At 42.2% G+C, this 14,614-nt stretch carries 12 protein-coding genes and 1 pseudogene; 7 read left to right on the top strand and 6 right to left on the bottom strand.

From position 1 onward, the window contains the following. The coding region (locus RMY27_RS16310; RefSeq protein WP_322664892.1) for a Uma2 family endonuclease at nt 1-666 on the bottom strand (666 nt) is incomplete at its 3' end. Nucleotides 667-815: 149 nt separating this feature from the next. Between RMY27_RS16310 and RMY27_RS16305 the strand changes: the two genes are divergently transcribed. Genes RMY27_RS16305 through RMY27_RS16290 form a run of 4 tightly spaced genes read left to right on the top strand, consistent with a single transcriptional unit; the run spans nt 816 to nt 4,655 of the window. Then, nucleotides 816-3,941, top strand: a complete 3,126-nt coding sequence (locus RMY27_RS16305) for a HEAT repeat domain-containing protein (protein ID WP_416212348.1) — start codon at nt 816-818, stop codon at nt 3,939-3,941. Nucleotides 3,942-3,956: 15 nt separating this feature from the next. Then, complete coding sequence (locus tag RMY27_RS16300) at nt 3,957-4,187, top strand: hypothetical protein (protein WP_322664887.1); 231 nt, start codon at nt 3,957-3,959, stop codon at nt 4,185-4,187. Continuing rightward, a complete protein-coding gene (locus RMY27_RS16295) occupies nt 4,180-4,440 on the top strand; it encodes a type II toxin-antitoxin system RelE/ParE family toxin (protein ID WP_322664885.1) in 261 nt (86 codons plus the stop codon). The genes RMY27_RS16300 and RMY27_RS16295 overlap by 8 nt, the downstream gene beginning before the upstream one ends. Nucleotides 4,441-4,442: 2 nt before the next feature. Further along, nucleotides 4,443-4,655 (top strand): type II toxin-antitoxin system HicB family antitoxin, encoded by a 213-nt coding sequence (locus RMY27_RS16290; RefSeq protein WP_322664883.1) that lies wholly within the window; start codon nt 4,443-4,445, stop codon nt 4,653-4,655. A gap of 102 nt (nt 4,656-4,757) precedes the next feature. Here the strand turns inward: RMY27_RS16290 and RMY27_RS16285 are convergent, their stop codons facing one another. Together RMY27_RS16285 and RMY27_RS16280 are read right to left on the bottom strand one after the other, a co-directional pair. Continuing rightward, entirely contained in the window at nt 4,758-6,914 is a 2,157-nt protein-coding gene (locus tag RMY27_RS16285; RefSeq protein WP_322664882.1) for a polyribonucleotide nucleotidyltransferase, read from the bottom strand. A 101-nt stretch (nt 6,915-7,015) separates the two neighbouring features. After that, entirely contained in the window at nt 7,016-7,561 is a 546-nt protein-coding gene (locus RMY27_RS16280) for an N-acetyltransferase (RefSeq protein WP_322664881.1), read from the bottom strand. A gap of 143 nt (nt 7,562-7,704) precedes the next feature. On the opposite strand from RMY27_RS16280, the gene RMY27_RS16275 reads away from it, so the two are divergent. The 3 genes from RMY27_RS16275 (at nt 7,705) to RMY27_RS16265 (ending at nt 12,738) form a co-directional block, all read left to right on the top strand. Beyond that, the gene (locus RMY27_RS16275) at nt 7,705-10,965 is read left to right on the top strand and encodes a DEAD/DEAH box helicase (protein WP_322664880.1); all 3,261 of its coding nucleotides are present in this window, start codon (nt 7,705-7,707) and stop codon (nt 10,963-10,965) included. After that, the gene (locus tag RMY27_RS16270; RefSeq protein WP_322664878.1) at nt 10,962-11,798 is read left to right on the top strand and encodes a nucleotidyltransferase domain-containing protein; all 837 of its coding nucleotides are present in this window, start codon (nt 10,962-10,964) and stop codon (nt 11,796-11,798) included. The genes RMY27_RS16275 and RMY27_RS16270 overlap by 4 nt, the downstream gene beginning before the upstream one ends. A gap of 103 nt (nt 11,799-11,901) precedes the next feature. Then, complete coding sequence (locus RMY27_RS16265) at nt 11,902-12,738, top strand: SWIM zinc finger family protein (RefSeq protein WP_322664876.1); 837 nt, start codon at nt 11,902-11,904, stop codon at nt 12,736-12,738. Between the two features lie 104 nt (nt 12,739-12,842). Here RMY27_RS16265 and RMY27_RS16260 read toward each other — a convergent pair whose 3' ends face one another. The 3 genes and pseudogenes from RMY27_RS16260 to RMY27_RS16250 form a co-directional block, all read right to left on the bottom strand. Further along, nucleotides 12,843-13,028, bottom strand: coding sequence for a PCP reductase family protein (locus RMY27_RS16260; protein WP_322664874.1), 186 nt, complete (start codon nt 13,026-13,028; stop codon nt 12,843-12,845). Nucleotides 13,029-13,153: 125 nt separating this feature from the next. Continuing rightward, entirely contained in the window at nt 13,154-14,545 is a 1,392-nt protein-coding gene (gene psbC, locus RMY27_RS16255; protein WP_322664873.1) for a photosystem II reaction center protein CP43, read from the bottom strand. Then, a pseudogene (locus RMY27_RS16250) lies at nt 14,529-14,614 on the bottom strand (photosystem II protein D2); the annotation flags it as partial. The gene psbC and the pseudogene RMY27_RS16250, both read right to left, overlap by 17 nt.

Genomic DNA, 14,614 nt, shown 5'->3' with positions numbered 1-14,614 from the left:
ACGTTGGCGTTCTTGTTGAGCTTGTTCGCTACTCCACAACAGCAAATTTCCTTCTGTATCCCACCAGCGCAGCCAATTCATGGTTTGACATAATCTTTCACCTTGCCAAATTCCGAGAAATAACTCTAACTCAGGAATCCAGTAACGTCCATTAGCGTCTGCTTGCTGCAAAGTATATTGTCCATTTTGCAAGCATCGTAGTTCTATGCTTGGTTCGTAAGGGTCGTAGGTTACATAAGTTGGAACTTGGAGAATCTTTTCGTAATAATAAAGTTTACCGTAGGGTGGAGTTGAACGGACTGATAATTCTCCGCCTTCTGTGTCTGAGAGAAATTCCATCACTACAGCCACAGCAGCGCCTTCTAAATTCGGGGTGTAGCTGCGACGAACTACATTTGTTCCCACAGACTGCACTTGAGGGACATAAAACCAGTCTGGGGCTTTAACAACGATTTTTTTGTTGACTGTGGCTACAAGCCCAAAATTAGAGCCAATCAGCATCTGGGGTTGGATGCGTCCTGCGGTTCCCAAAGCATCGGTAAGCGCAGCAGCGATCGCAGGTTGTTGAATATTTTCCACTGGATCGTCAGGTAAAATGAAATCGGCTGGAAGTGCTTCCCAAGTAACAATTGGTTCTTTTTGGATGGGGTTAACTTGTAGAACCATAAAATTATTCCTAATATCCATGCACAGTATATTAGTTATTTTTAACAAATCTTCAGCCAGCATCGCTCTTAAGCTAAAAATCCAGAAATCTGGAAAGATTTCTCTGACAGGTGTATATACTCGTAGTCAAGCACTTAGCAGGCGTGAGTATGATAGTTGAGTGGTTCACTCTCTGGATAGGTCAAAAAGCGGTTGGATTTCTCGTCAAAACTATTATCAGCGAAGAATTTTTCAAAGATTTAGTCAAGGACTACGCTAAAGATTTTTTCAAAAATATCTTTAATAATGCTGCAACCGCGCCTTTTAAGCAAGAACCGCTTCAGAAAGCAGTAATCATGGCGCTGACAGAATTTTTGCAACTGATGCAGCAGCAGTTAAAGGTTCGTTGCAAACTTTCTGAAGCTGAAATTCAAAATTATGCTGAAGATATCAATAAATTTATTCGTGATAAATCGGTTAAAGAAATTCTTGGCCAAGCTTTTGATATTAAATGTGATTCTCTAGATTTTAAAAGACTAGCAGATAGTTGGAAAAGACTTAAACTCGAACTTCTAACACCCAAATTTAACTGGCAAACAATTACAGAGCAGTATCTGATACAAGTTCAAGATATTCTTTCGGATTCAGAAGAGTTACGCTATATTCTGGAACTTCAGAAATTATCCAGTATTGACAATACATTAAAAGAAAACGCTGATATTCCCAAGGATTTTAATTTACCTAAATATTTAGAAACTATTCGTGAACGCTACGGCAATCTGAAGTTAGATAGCTTAGAAACTACAGCCCGCGAACATCCAGTAAACCTATGGCAAATGTTTATCCCGCAAAATGTGCGACAAGTTTATCAGGTTTTACCAGAACTGCCTAAAGAACATCTCCGCAAGCTACAAGAAAGTAACCAATTATATACAGAATTTGAAATAGAAAAGTTTCAAGAAGAAACAGAACGTTATCAACGCACTTATTTTGAACAGCCAATCCGTTCAGTATTAGATGTTGTCCGAGAGAAGCAACGCAAAAATTATTTAGTTATTTTAGGCGATCCTGGTTCCGGTAAGTCTACATTGTTGCAATACCTAGCATTGGATTGGGTAGAAAAAACTCTCGAACAGAATGATTTTAATTTGCCAATTCCTTTGCTGATTGAATTACGCAATTATATGCGCGATCGCGATGCGGGTAATTGTAATAATTTTATCCAATTTTACCATAATAGTCCTAATTGTTTTTATCACCTCAATCAGCATAAATTACATGAACAGCTAAAGGCTGGTAACGCTTTAGTCATGTTTGATGGTTTGGATGAAGTCTTTGAATCGGCAAAGCGGGAGGAAGTAATTACCTGTATTCATCGCTTCACTAATGAATATCCTGATGTGCAGGTAATTGTCACTTCTCGGATTATCGGCTATAAGCAGCAACAATTGCGAGATGCAGAGTTTCGCCACTTCATGTTGCAAGATTTAGAACCAGGACAGATTAAAGATTTTATCGAACGGTGGCATGATAAAACTTTTACTCAAGCCGAAGAAAGAGATAAAAATATTAAACGGGAGCGTCTACAAAGAGTAATTAATGAATCGAAAGCAATTGCAGAATTAGCACAAAATCCTTTGCTGTTAACTATGATGGCAATTCTCAATCTCAAGCGAGAATTACCCAGAGATAGAAGCGAACTGTATAAAGAGGCTTCAGAGGTTCTGCTGCATAATTGGGACGACGGACGCAATTTAAAGCCTGATGAACGTCTGGACGTTATTGATTATAAAGATAAACAGGCAATGTTGCGTCAAGTTGCTTATCAAATGCAAACCAGTGAAAAAGGTTTAGCTGGCAACATTATCTATGCGGATGATTTAGAAGCAATCTTCACTAAATATCTGCAAAGCATACCAGTGAGTGATGCCAGAGATAAAGCCAGACGGTTGATGAAACAACTGCGCGATCGCAATTTTATTTTATGTTTCTTGGGTGCAGATTACTATGCCTTTGTGCATCGGACATTTTTAGAATATTTCTGTGCTTGGGAGTTTGTCTGGCAGTTTGAGAAGGAACGCAGTATTACAATTGAGTATCTAAAAACTGAAGTTTTTGGCAAACACTGGCAAGATGAAGCTTGGCATGAGGTATTGCTGTTAATTACGGGAATGGTTGAGCCAAAATTTGTTGGTGAAATTCTTGATTACTTAATGGTGCAAGATGGGGAAGAGGAAAAGTTTATCAACCTGTTTTTAGCGGCTAAGTGTCTTGCAGAGGTGAGAAATCGCTTGGTAATTGCGTCAGTAGCTAATAAATTGCTTAACGAGTTAAAAGACTTAACTAAATATGATCTATGGTACTATTACAAACCTGATAAATATGAACAAACTAAGTTAGTTCAGGAAGTTCAGACTCAAGCAGTTGCAACAATCGCCGCAATTTGGAAAGATAACAGCGATACCTTACACTGGCTTAAAGACCGTGCCACTGCTGATAATCAATGGAATGTGCGATATGCAGGCATCGAAGCATTAGCTAGTAATTTCAAAGATGACCCGGACACCCGCTTGTTTCTCAAAGACCGCGCCATTGCTGATAATGAAGGGCATGTGAGAGGTGCAGCCATCAAAGCATTAGCTAGCAATTTCCCAGATGATTCGAATACCTGCTCGATTCTCAAAGACCGCGTCACTGCTGATAATGAAGGGCATGTGAGAGGTGCAGCAATCGAAGCATTAGCTAGCAATTTCCCAGATGACCCAGATACCTGCTCGATTCTCAAAGACCGCACCACTGCTGATAATGAAGAATATGTGCGAGGTGCAGCCATCCAAGCATTAGCCAGCAATTTCAAAGATGACCCAGATACCCACTCAATTCTCAAACACCGTTCTACTGCTGATAATGAAGAGTATGTGCGAGGTGTAGCCATCCAAGCATTAGCCAGCAATTTCAAAGATGACCCGGACACCCGCTCCTTTCTCAAACAGCGTGCCACTGCTGATAACTCTGGGAATGTGCGACGTGCAGCCATTCAAGTATTAGCCAAACAGTTCAGAAATCAGCCTGAGTTGTTTGAAATTTACTACAACTGCGCTGTTAATGAATCCTTTGAAGGTAGCCATGATCCCCTGTTTAACTCCAACCCTCGGCGCGTTGCACTTGAGATAATTATCAAGCAATTTCCTCAGCATCCCCAGACTTTACCACTGTTGCGCGACAAAGCAGAGAATGACCCAGATTGGCAAGTAAGAAACTTTGCTCAACAGAAGTTGGCAGAATTAGAGAAGTAAAAGAGTTTCAAAAATATGAACAACATAGAAGTTCGTCAACAAATCAACCAATACTTAGATGGATTGTCTTCAGAACGCCTAGAACTGGTTGCTGACTTCTTAGCTTATCTAGCAAATAAAGAAAGTGAAGACGCTACCCAAGAGTTACTTGATATTCCTGGATTTATTGAATCCTTCGAGAGGGGTAAAAAAGATGTTGCTGAGGGTCGGGTAAAAACTTGGAGAACAATTCGGTCTGATGTATAGCCTTGTTTTATCTGCTGAAGCGGAGGAAATTTATGCTTTTGCAAACCAAGCTTTAGCCAAAAAGATTGCTAGGTGCTTTGAGCAACTCGAACAAAATCCTCGTTTTCACCCTAATATTAAACCTCTCAAAGGTAATTTTGCAGGCTACTATCGCTATCGCATTGGTGAATATCGCGTTATTTACCGAATTGATGATGAAACCAATCAGCTTATTGTCACTACTATTGCTCATCGACGAGACGTGTATGAATAAATATGAAATATACAATCGTTATTCAGTGGTCTGATGAAGATGAGTGTTTAGTTGTGAGTCTTCCAGAATGGGGAGAGTTTTGTCATACTCACGGAGATACTTACGAAGAAGCTTTTAAAAATGCTCAAGAAGTTTTAGAAATGCTGATTGAATCATCTTTAGCTGACGGTCAACCTCTACCAGAGCCAAAAACATTAGAAAAGTCATTAAAATAATTCGTAATTCGTAATTTTTCAAATTAGAGAAGCATACGGCGATGCCTTCACGATAGGCATCGCGGATTTTAGATTTAATCTAATCTAAAATCCCAAATCGAGTTACCGATTCACCGCCGCCGCTTCTCGTGCTGCTGCTGCTTGATCTGGGTGGATACCCAAGCGGGTGAGATTAATGCGACCTTTGTTATCAATTTCGCGCACTTTGATAATCACTTCATCGCCCACTGCTACTTCATCCTCAACTTTGCCAACGCGGTAGTCAGCTAGTTGTGAAATGTGAATCATGCCTTCTTTTCCAGGCAGAAATTCCACAAATGCACCTATCGGTATAATCCGAGTAATGCGTCCTGCGTAGACATCCCCTTCATGCAACTTGCGGGTCATGCCTTGGATGATATTTCTGGCTCTCTTGGCCTTGTTCTCATCCACAGCGGAAATTGTCACGGTGCCATCATCTTCGATGTCAATTTTTGCACCAGTTTCCTCTGTAATCCCCTTAATAGTCTTGCCTCCAGGCCCGATAACCAAACCAATCATGTCTGAATCAATCTTGATTGTTAACAGACGTGGAGCATAAGGTGAGGTTTCAGTCCGTGGTGTGTCAATGCAGGCGAGCATTTTCTCCAGAATGTGCAACCGGGCTGCTTTGGCTTGGTGGACGGCTTGGGCTATAACCTCCAAAGACAAACCGGAGATTTTCATATCCATCTGCAAGGCGGTAATCCCGGTATCCGTCCCGGCAACTTTGAAGTCCATGTCGCCCAAAAAGTCTTCAATGCCTTGGATATCGGTCAGGACTCGTACTTCGTCCCCTTCCTTAATCAGACCCATTGCCGCGCCACTGACGGGTTTGATAATTGGTACACCAGCATCCATCAGGGCGAGGGTGGAACCGCAGACTGAACCCATTGAGGTGGAACCGTTAGAAGAAAGTACTTCCGACACGATGCGAATTACGTAGGGAAATTGTTCTTTTGACGGTATCACAGGTATTAGCGCTCGTTCTGCCAATGCCCCGTGACCAATTTCGCGCCTTCCTGGGGCCCGCATTGGCTTGGTTTCACCGACTGAGAAGGGAGGGAAGTTGTAATGATGCAAATAACGCTTGTGCTGATCTAGCTGCATGTCATCGTTGAGGTTTTGAGCATCCCCAGGTGTACCCAAGGTACAAGTGGATAATACCTGAGTTAGTTCTCGGTTAAATAAACCGCTGCCGTGGACTCGCTTTGGTAAGACATCAACTAAACAAGAAACCTGACGCACTTGATCGAGTTTACGACCATCAACGCGGACGTTATCTTCGATGATTTGTCGCCGCATGAAGTGTTTGGTAATATCTTTAAAAGTGTTACCAAGTGCTTTTTTATTTGTAGTTGCGGCAACTCGAATTGGGTCTTCTTCTGGCAGTTCGCTAATCGTCGCGGCAATTTCATCCTTGACGACATCTAAAGCTGCATCGCGTTGGGGTTTGGTGAAACTAAATTGAGACAGGATTTTCTTAATTTCGCCGCTGGCGCGATCGCGGATATAATTTTCTAGGGTTTGGTCTACTTCTGGTGGTGCTTCTTGCACTATTACTAGACCCAGTTCTGCAATTAAATCTTGCTGCGCTTTAATTAAGTCCCGCACTGCTTCATAACCAAAGTCAATCGCTTCGAGAATATCTCGCTCTGGCAACTGATTGGCTCCCGCTTCCACCATGATCACGCCATCTGGCGAACCTGCTACTACCAGATCCAAATCTCCAGCTTCAGTTTCTGCATAAGTGGGGTTAATAATGAAATCATCTCCCACTAAACCAACCCGCACTGCTGCCATTGGCCCATTAAAAGGAATCTGGGCAATCAGGGTAGCGATAGAAGCGCCTGTAACTGCTAACACATCGGGTGGAACTAACTCGTCCATCGATAGCGTTAAGGCAATAATTTGCAGGTCATCCCGTAACCATGAGGGGAACAAGGGACGCATGGGACGGTCTATAAGACGGCTGGTGAGAATTGTTTTTTCTGGTGGACGACCTTCGCGCCGCATGATCCCGCCGGGAATCCTACCTGCGGCATATAGCCTTTCTTCATAATCTACAGTAAGAGGAAGAAAATCAATGCCTTCTCTGGCTTGCGATCGCGTAGCCGTCACTAAAACGGATGTGTCCCCTGATTCTATCAAAACCGATCCACCTGCCTGGGGAGCTAGTAGGCCTACTTTCAGTCGAATATCCCTTCCATCGAAGGATATTGACTTATCAACTTCTGCCATTCAGTTTTTTTTCCTTCTCTTTCGCTATTCTCTTTCTGTGGCAATCCTAACATTTATGCCTTATGGCTGACTTGTGGTACATACAAAGATAAACAAGTCGTTTAACACAAAGTGTGATACAAGATTAGCGCGTCTACTACCTGTCCATTCTCTAGCTTCGCCGCGCCCGGAATTCGCCCAATAATCTCAAATCCTAACGACTGCCAAAGTGTAATTGAAGGTATATTAGTCTCAAAGACCAAATTAAACATTACTGCTTCGTAGCCCAGATTTGCTGCGATCGAAAGCATAGCCTCTCCCATGAACCGTCCTAAACCTTGACCGCGTAACTCAGGTTGTACAATAAAACCAGCGTTGCAAATATGGCTACACCGACCGGGAAAGTTTGGCTTTAAATAAAACGCCCCTAATATTTCTTTTGGCTTGTGTGTAGGATCTATAACAGATGTCCTGACAACAAAGGCATCCTTGCTTAACCAGTAAGCTGAAAATTCTGTAGGAGAGAGAGGTTGCTTTTGGGGATAAGTTTTACCTTCAATAATTACAACATTGAGTAATGCTCTTACACCCTCTTGTTCTTGAGGATGCATATAATCCAGTTCCACTAACATCCCATTTTTTAAGACTTTAATTAGGGGAAAATTCATTATTAACAGTGTTTATGTGGAATAATTACTGAAATATTTATTATATGAGAAATTTGGACAATAAATCTTCTTGAGAAGATGCAAAAAATAGAATAATTGTGATTTTAATTCTAGAGTTTTGGGAAAATCTGAGTAGTTAGCAAATGGCGATTTTACACTGTAATTGGTTACTAAAAAATCAAAATGGTTGTTTATTTATTTGGGGGGAAACTTGGCGATCGCCACGAGTGAATTTCGAGTCTAATGGATCTGGAGATATCCCAGTACATCCATTGGCAATGACATCAGTTGAGTTGAGTGAGTGGTTGCGTTCCCAGAACATGGCAATTACCAACTTCATCCACCAACCTCAAGTTGCGATGCCTGCGGGGGGCAAAGCGATCGCAACTACTGGGCGATCGCGCAAAGCCGCCAGTGCCACTGAGATCAGTTTACCAACGCACTCCGAAATCATTGCCCTACCAACTTATATAGAAGGTAGTGATAAAGGAACAACAGCGATTTTCCCTGTACATTCTGCTAGCTTGGGGGAAAATGCAGACTCTCCGCAATATTTGCAACCGTGGCGAGTTGAAGGTTTTTGTCTCAACGCCAGCGAAGCAGTAAAATTTCTCGCCGCGATTCCCTTAAATGCTGCTAAAGGGGAAGATGCTTTTTTGGGTGGAGATTTACGCTTTTGGTCGCAGGTTGCCCGATGGAGTTTAGATTTAATCTCTCGATGTAAGTTTTTACCAACAATTGACCGACAATTAGCTGGTGCATTTTCTGCCAAATGGCAAGTACTTCTAGATAGTGCTGTAGATGGAACCCGCCTAGAAAAATTTTCTGGAAATATACCGTTGCTTTGTCGCACTTATCAAGAGGAAGTGGGGACTGGGGAGGAGTTTTCCCAATCTCGACTTTATGTAGACTTTCCCACAGAACCTCAAGAATTACTTTTGGGATTTCTCAACAGTACGATAGATGCCCAAGTGCGAGAAATGGTAGGTTCTCAACCTCCAATTGAAGCTAAGGCAATCGCATCTTTACCGTCTGGGGTGCGACAGTGGTTGCAAGCCTTAACTAGTGCATCTCATATAGTCAATGCAGATGCAAATGAAGTAGAACGACTGGAAGCGGCATTAAAGGCTTGGACTATGCCGCTACAATACCAATTAACTCTTAAAAGTCTATTTCGTACCTGTTTTCAACTGCGTTCTCCAGAGTCTGGCGAAACAGATTGGACATTGGCGTATTTTCTACAAGCGGCTGACGATCCAGAGTTTTTAGTGGATGCGGCAACTATTTGGAACAATCCAGTTGAAAGATTGGTTTATGAAAATCGGACAATTGACCAACCACAAGAAACATTTTTGCGAGGTTTGGGGGTGGCTTCCCGATTATATCCAGCGATCGCACCCAGCTTTGAAACCGAATATCCCCAATCTTCTCGTCTCACGCCCATCCAAGCTTATGAGTTTATCAAAGCTGTAGCCTGGAGGTTGGAAGACAGTGGTTTGGGAGTAATTTTGCCTCCCAGTTTAGCAAACCGCGAAGGATGGGCGAACCGTTTGGGTTTGAAAATTACTGCTGAAACCCCAAAGAAAAAGCAGGGACGTTTAGGGTTGCAGAGTCTACTAAATTTCCAATGGCAATTGGCAATTGGCGGACAGACTATTTCCAAAGCCGAGTTTGATAAACTGGTGGCTTTAAATAGTCCGCTAGTGGAAATTAACGGCGAGTGGGTGGAATTGCGCCCCCAGGACATCAAAACAGCCCAAACTTTTTTTACCACTCGCAAAGACCAAATGGCACTTTCCCTGGAAGATGCCTTGCGTTTCAGTACAGGCGATACTCAAGTAATTGAAAAATTACCAGTGGTCAGCTTTGAGGCGTCTGGGGCATTGCAAGAGTTGATTGGGGCGTTAAACAATAATCAAGCGATCGCACCTTTGCCCACACCAGCCGACTTTAAAGGACAGTTGCGACCTTATCAAGAACGTGGTGCTGCTTGGTTGTCATTCTTGGAACGTTGGGGCTTGGGGGCATGTCTCGCAGACGACATGGGACTCGGTAAAACTATTCAGTTTATTGCTTTTTTGCTACATCTTAAAGAACAGGATGTACTAGAAAATCCAACACTGCTAGTTTGTCCAACTTCGGTTTTAGGCAACTGGGAAAGGGAAGTCAATAAATTTGCACCAAGCCTGAAAATTTTGCAATATCACGGTGACAAACGCCCAAAAGGAAAAGCATTTTTAGAAGCCGTAAAAAAACATGATTTAATCGTTACCAGCTACTCACTGCTTCATCGAGATATCAAGTCATTGCAAAGTGTATCTTGGCAGATAATTGTTTTAGATGAAGCCCAGAATGTGAAAAACCCAGAGGCGAAGCAGTCAAAAGCAGTGCGGGAATTAGAAGCGACATTTCGTATTGCGTTAACGGGGACACCGGTAGAAAATAGACTGCAAGAGCTATGGTCTATTTTAGATTTTCTCAATCCTGGGTATTTAGGCAATAAGCAATTTTTCCAGAGGCGGTTTGCCATGCCAATAGAAAAGTATGGTGATACCGCTTCTTTGACTCAGTTACGTTCATTAGTTCAACCATTTATACTGCGGCGATTGAAAAGCGATCGCGATATCATTCAGGACTTACCAGATAAGCAAGAAATGACCGTATTTTGTGGTCTGACTGGTGAACAAGCCGCACTTTATCAACAAATTGTAGAACAATCTTTAGTCGAGATAGAATCTGCTGAAGGATTGCAACGTCGGGGGATGATTTTAGCTTTGTTAATTAAACTCAAACAAATCTGCAATCACCCAGCCCAATATTTGAAAGAAGCGACATTAGAGCAACATAATTCAGCTAAACTTCTGCGGCTAGAAGAAATGTTAGAAGAAGTTTTAGCAGAAAGTGATAGAGCTTTAATTTTCACACAATTTGCTGAATGGGGTAAATTACTTAAACCCTATTTAGAAAAACAGCTTGGGCGAGAAATATTCTTTTTATATGGCAGCACCAGCAAAAAACAACGAGAGGAAATGATCGACCGTTTCCAACACGATCCTCAAGGGCCACCGATTATGATTCTTTCTCTGAAAGCGGGTGGAGTCGGACTGAATTTAACACGAGCAAATCATGTATTTCACTTTGATAGATGGTGGAACCCAGCCGTAGAAAATCAAGCCACAGATAGAGTATTTCGCATTGGTCAAACTCGGAATGTGCAAGTACATAAATTTGTTTGCACAGGCACTTTAGAAGAAAAAATTCATGACATGATTGAAAGTAAGAAACAACTAGCTGAACAAGTTGTAGGTGCTGGTGAAGAATGGTTGACTGAACTAGATACAGACCAACTTCGTAACTTACTAATACTCGATCGCAGCGCAGTAATTGACGAGGATGAAGGATGAAACTTAATGCAGACGAGTTAAATTCAGCACGTCAACATTTACTTAAAAAAGTCGTTGATTATTTCATAGTGAAGAAAGGTGTTGAGGCTTTATTCGTTCAAGGATCTATAGCATCAGGGACAACGGATGAATTCTCTGATATTGATTTTAGAGTTGTTGTTCAACCAGAATTATACGAGCAATTTCTTGATGAGCGTTTTTCTGCTCCTAAATACTGGGGAGAATGGCTATACAACGAGTGGCCAGCAGGAGTTCGATGGGTTTGCGTCTCTCACTTCCATCCATTCAATAAAATCGATGTTCTTTACTACCAGCCAGAGAATCTTCAACCCTCCCCTTGGTACTTACAACCTGTTCAAGTTATTTACGATCCTAAAAAGTTAATACACCAAGTTATTGAAGCTTCTTCTGGCTTAGAGTTTACACTAGATGTTGATGAGGTGAATCGACTGATCGGCAAAGGGCTAGCACAAGCCGAGGAAGTATATCGTCGAGTCATGCGTGGAGAACTTTTCTATGCACAATCACTGCTGGACAATTTTCGCGGAAGCATGATGCAAATTGACGATTATTTCCTCAAAAATCCTTCTTCCATGTCTCCATCTGCTCACTTTGAACAGCGTGGCAGTCAGATGTTAATTGAGGTTCTAAAACACTCCTACCCTTCCCTAGATCAGACATCTATTCTTAATGCATTGAACGCTTTACTCAATAGATATCAATACCAAGTAATGAACCTTCACGACATGCTGCGGTTAAATCGAGATGCAAAAAATGATTTGCATTGGATTAATACACTCATTAATTTATCTGAGGGTAATTTTAAGTTTTGAAGAAACACTTGTAGCGGTATAGTCTTATTTCTATTATTTGATTTATAAATTCATAATTAATGACTGAATTTCAATATTATCCAATAATTTTAAAGGTAAAATCATGACTAATTACACATTACAAGCAAGTCGAGAATGGTGGTCACAACAATGGCTAGATTTGCTAGATTCCTACCGCTTTAAAAAGCGTTTAGAACGTGCGAGAAATTATGCTCGTCAAGGAAATGTTCTGAGCATCGAATTTAAAGGTGCTAAAGTATTGGCTAGAGTGCAAGGTAGTGAAGTAGAACCTTATAAAGTTTCTCTTTCTCTTGAACCATTTACCGATGAACAATGGGGTTATGTAATTGAAACCATGTCCCAAAGGGCAATTTTTGCTGCCAAGCTACTAGCAGGAGAAATGCCACAAAATATAGAAGAAGTATTCACGGCTAATGGTCTTTCGATATTTCCTTTTACCCTTGGTGATGTCCACAGTAAATGCTCTTGTCCTGATAAAGCAAATCCCTGTAAACACATTGGTGCCTTGTACTATCAGTTAGGCGATCGCTTCAGTGAAGACCCCTTTGTACTATTTCAATTGCGCGGACGCACCAAAGAGCAAATTATCAGCGATTTACGTCAATTACGTAGTGTCAAAATTCAACCTCTTACCACAGAAACGTCCGAAATTCAACAGTCAATTCCTAATAATAAATATTCTGTAAACATTGATTCTTTCTGGCAATACAATGAGCCACTAGAGTCATCATTAGTAGTGATTGCACCGTCTACTAATGAGATGGTACTAGATGTATTAGGAGCAATCCCCCTAGCGAAGGAAGAGGAAAATGCAGTAAATTCAACTTCGAGTGATGTGGTAATGAAGCATTTGAATACAGTTTACAGAGATGTGAGCCAGAAGGCTTTTTTAACAGCAATGAATGTGGGAGGAAGTTGATACTAATTCCTAATTACGAATTAAATTTACTGGAATATTCTCGCCTTAAAACTCTATCTCTTCATGGGTAGAGTATTTACCAGTTCTGAACTCTGACTTCTGATTTATTGTCCAAACTCAAGCCTAGCCTGTTCTACCAAATCAGCAGTTACAACCTCTTGATCTGCTTCACGAGCTAGCTGTTCAATTCTGGCTTTAGCTTGAGAGCGGACAAAAAAGGGAATATTTTGTAACTTTTCCTTAGCTTCGGATGTCCATCGCAAAGCATCAATAAAATTGGAATCATTCATAGATTAGTTACCTTGGCAAGTCGCTCACTTTAATTAATAGATTACTAATTTTCCTATAAAAAAAGCTCTTGCTTTTATGCAAGAGCCTTTAAATTAATAGTCAGTGATGAAATAAACTTTACAACCTAATCTAGGTCGTCCATAAACATCACTGGCTCAGTATCACGGTTAATTCCTTTCTCAAAACCACCAGCCGCAGCGCGTGCGCGTCCAGCGTGCCACAAGTGACCAACTAGGAAGAAGAATGCTAGTACGAAGTGAGAAGTCGCCAACCAAGCGCGAGGAGATACGTAGTTGAAGGAGTTAATTTCGGTAGCCACACCACCCACGGAGTTCAAAGAACCCAGAGGAGCGTGGGTCATGTATTCAGCAGCCCGACGAGCTTGCCAAGGCTGAATATCGTTCTTGATTTTTTCTAGGTCAAGACCATTGGGGCCACGTAGAGGCTCCAACCAAGGGCCACGGAAATCCCAGAAGCGCATGGTTTCACCACCGAAGATGATTTCACCAGTTGGAGAGCGCATCAGGTATTTACCCAATCCTGTGGGGCCTTGGGCAGAACCGACGTTAGCACCCAAGCGTTGGTCACGAATCAAGAAGGTCAAAGCTTGAGCTTGAGAAGCTTCTGGACCGGTAGGACCGTAAAATTCGCTGGGATAAACGGTATTGTTAAACCAAACATAGATGGAGGCAATGAAGCCCATCAACGACAGAGCGCCCAAGCTGTAGGAGAGGTAAGCCTCACCAGACCAGATGGATGCACGACGTGACCAAGCAAAAGGCTTGGTAAGAATGTGGAAAATACCACCAGAAATTAAGATAAAGGCAATCCAGATGTGACCGCCGACCACATCTTCTAAGTTATTGACGCTAATAATCCAGCCTTCGCCACCGAAGGGAGACTTGAGTACATAACCGAAGATGACTGCTGGGTTCAGTGTCGGATTGGTAATAATACGAACGTCACCACCGCCGGGTGCCCAGGTATCATACAAACCACCAAAGAACATTGCCTTTAGTACCAACAGCAGCGCACCGCATCCCAAAATAATTAGGTGGAATCCGATGATGTTGGTCATCTTGTTCTTGTCTTTCCAGTCGTAACCAAAGAAAGAAGAGTATTCTTCTAAGGTTTCTGGACCACGAACGGCATGATAGATACCGCCAAAGCCAAGGACGGCTGAGGAAATTAAGTGTAGTACACCGACAACAAAGTAAGGAAAGGTGTCGATAACTTCACCACCAGCACCAACGCCCCAACCCTGAGTGGCGAGGTGAGGTAACAGGATCAAGCCCTGCTCGTACATGGGCTTTTCAGGAATGAAGTGAGCGACTTCAAACAAAGTCATCGCTCCAGCCCAGAATACAATCAAACCAGAGTGGGCAACGTGAGCACCCAGTAGTTTGCCAGATAGATTGATTAAACGTGCGTTACCAGACCACCAGGCAAAGCCAGTGGATTCTTGGTCGCGTCCAGAGCCGCCTAATATATTTGGTCTATTAGAGAGCGTTACCACGTGGTAATACCTCCTCAGGGAATACAAATTGTTCGTGGGGTTGATCTTGAGGAGCCATCCAAGCGCGGA

The sequence above is a fragment of the Nostoc sp. DedQUE09 genome (assembly GCF_034530915.1).
Lineage (GTDB): Bacteria > Cyanobacteriota > Cyanobacteriia > Cyanobacteriales > Nostocaceae > Nostoc.
Note: the sequence above shows the minus strand (reverse complement) of the source record. Positions and strands in the feature narration are given on the sequence as shown.

Coding starts and splice junctions, on each gene's coding strand:
- RMY27_RS16305 (WP_416212348.1), top strand. CDS start 816: ATGATAGTTGAGTGGTTCACTCTCTGGATAGGTCAAAAAGCGGTTGGA.
- RMY27_RS16300 (WP_322664887.1), top strand. CDS start 3,957: ATGAACAACATAGAAGTTCGTCAACAAATCAACCAATACTTAGATGGA.
- RMY27_RS16295 (WP_322664885.1), top strand. CDS start 4,180: ATGTATAGCCTTGTTTTATCTGCTGAAGCGGAGGAAATTTATGCTTTT.
- RMY27_RS16290 (WP_322664883.1), top strand. CDS start 4,443: ATGAAATATACAATCGTTATTCAGTGGTCTGATGAAGATGAGTGTTTA.
- RMY27_RS16285 (WP_322664882.1), bottom strand. CDS start 6,914: ATGGCAGAAGTTGATAAGTCAATATCCTTCGATGGAAGGGATATTCGA.
- RMY27_RS16280 (WP_322664881.1), bottom strand. CDS start 7,561: ATGAATTTTCCCCTAATTAAAGTCTTAAAAAATGGGATGTTAGTGGAA.
- RMY27_RS16275 (WP_322664880.1), top strand. CDS start 7,705: ATGGCGATTTTACACTGTAATTGGTTACTAAAAAATCAAAATGGTTGT.
- RMY27_RS16270 (WP_322664878.1), top strand. CDS start 10,962: ATGAAACTTAATGCAGACGAGTTAAATTCAGCACGTCAACATTTACTT.
- RMY27_RS16265 (WP_322664876.1), top strand. CDS start 11,902: ATGACTAATTACACATTACAAGCAAGTCGAGAATGGTGGTCACAACAA.
- RMY27_RS16260 (WP_322664874.1), bottom strand. CDS start 13,028: ATGAATGATTCCAATTTTATTGATGCTTTGCGATGGACATCCGAAGCT.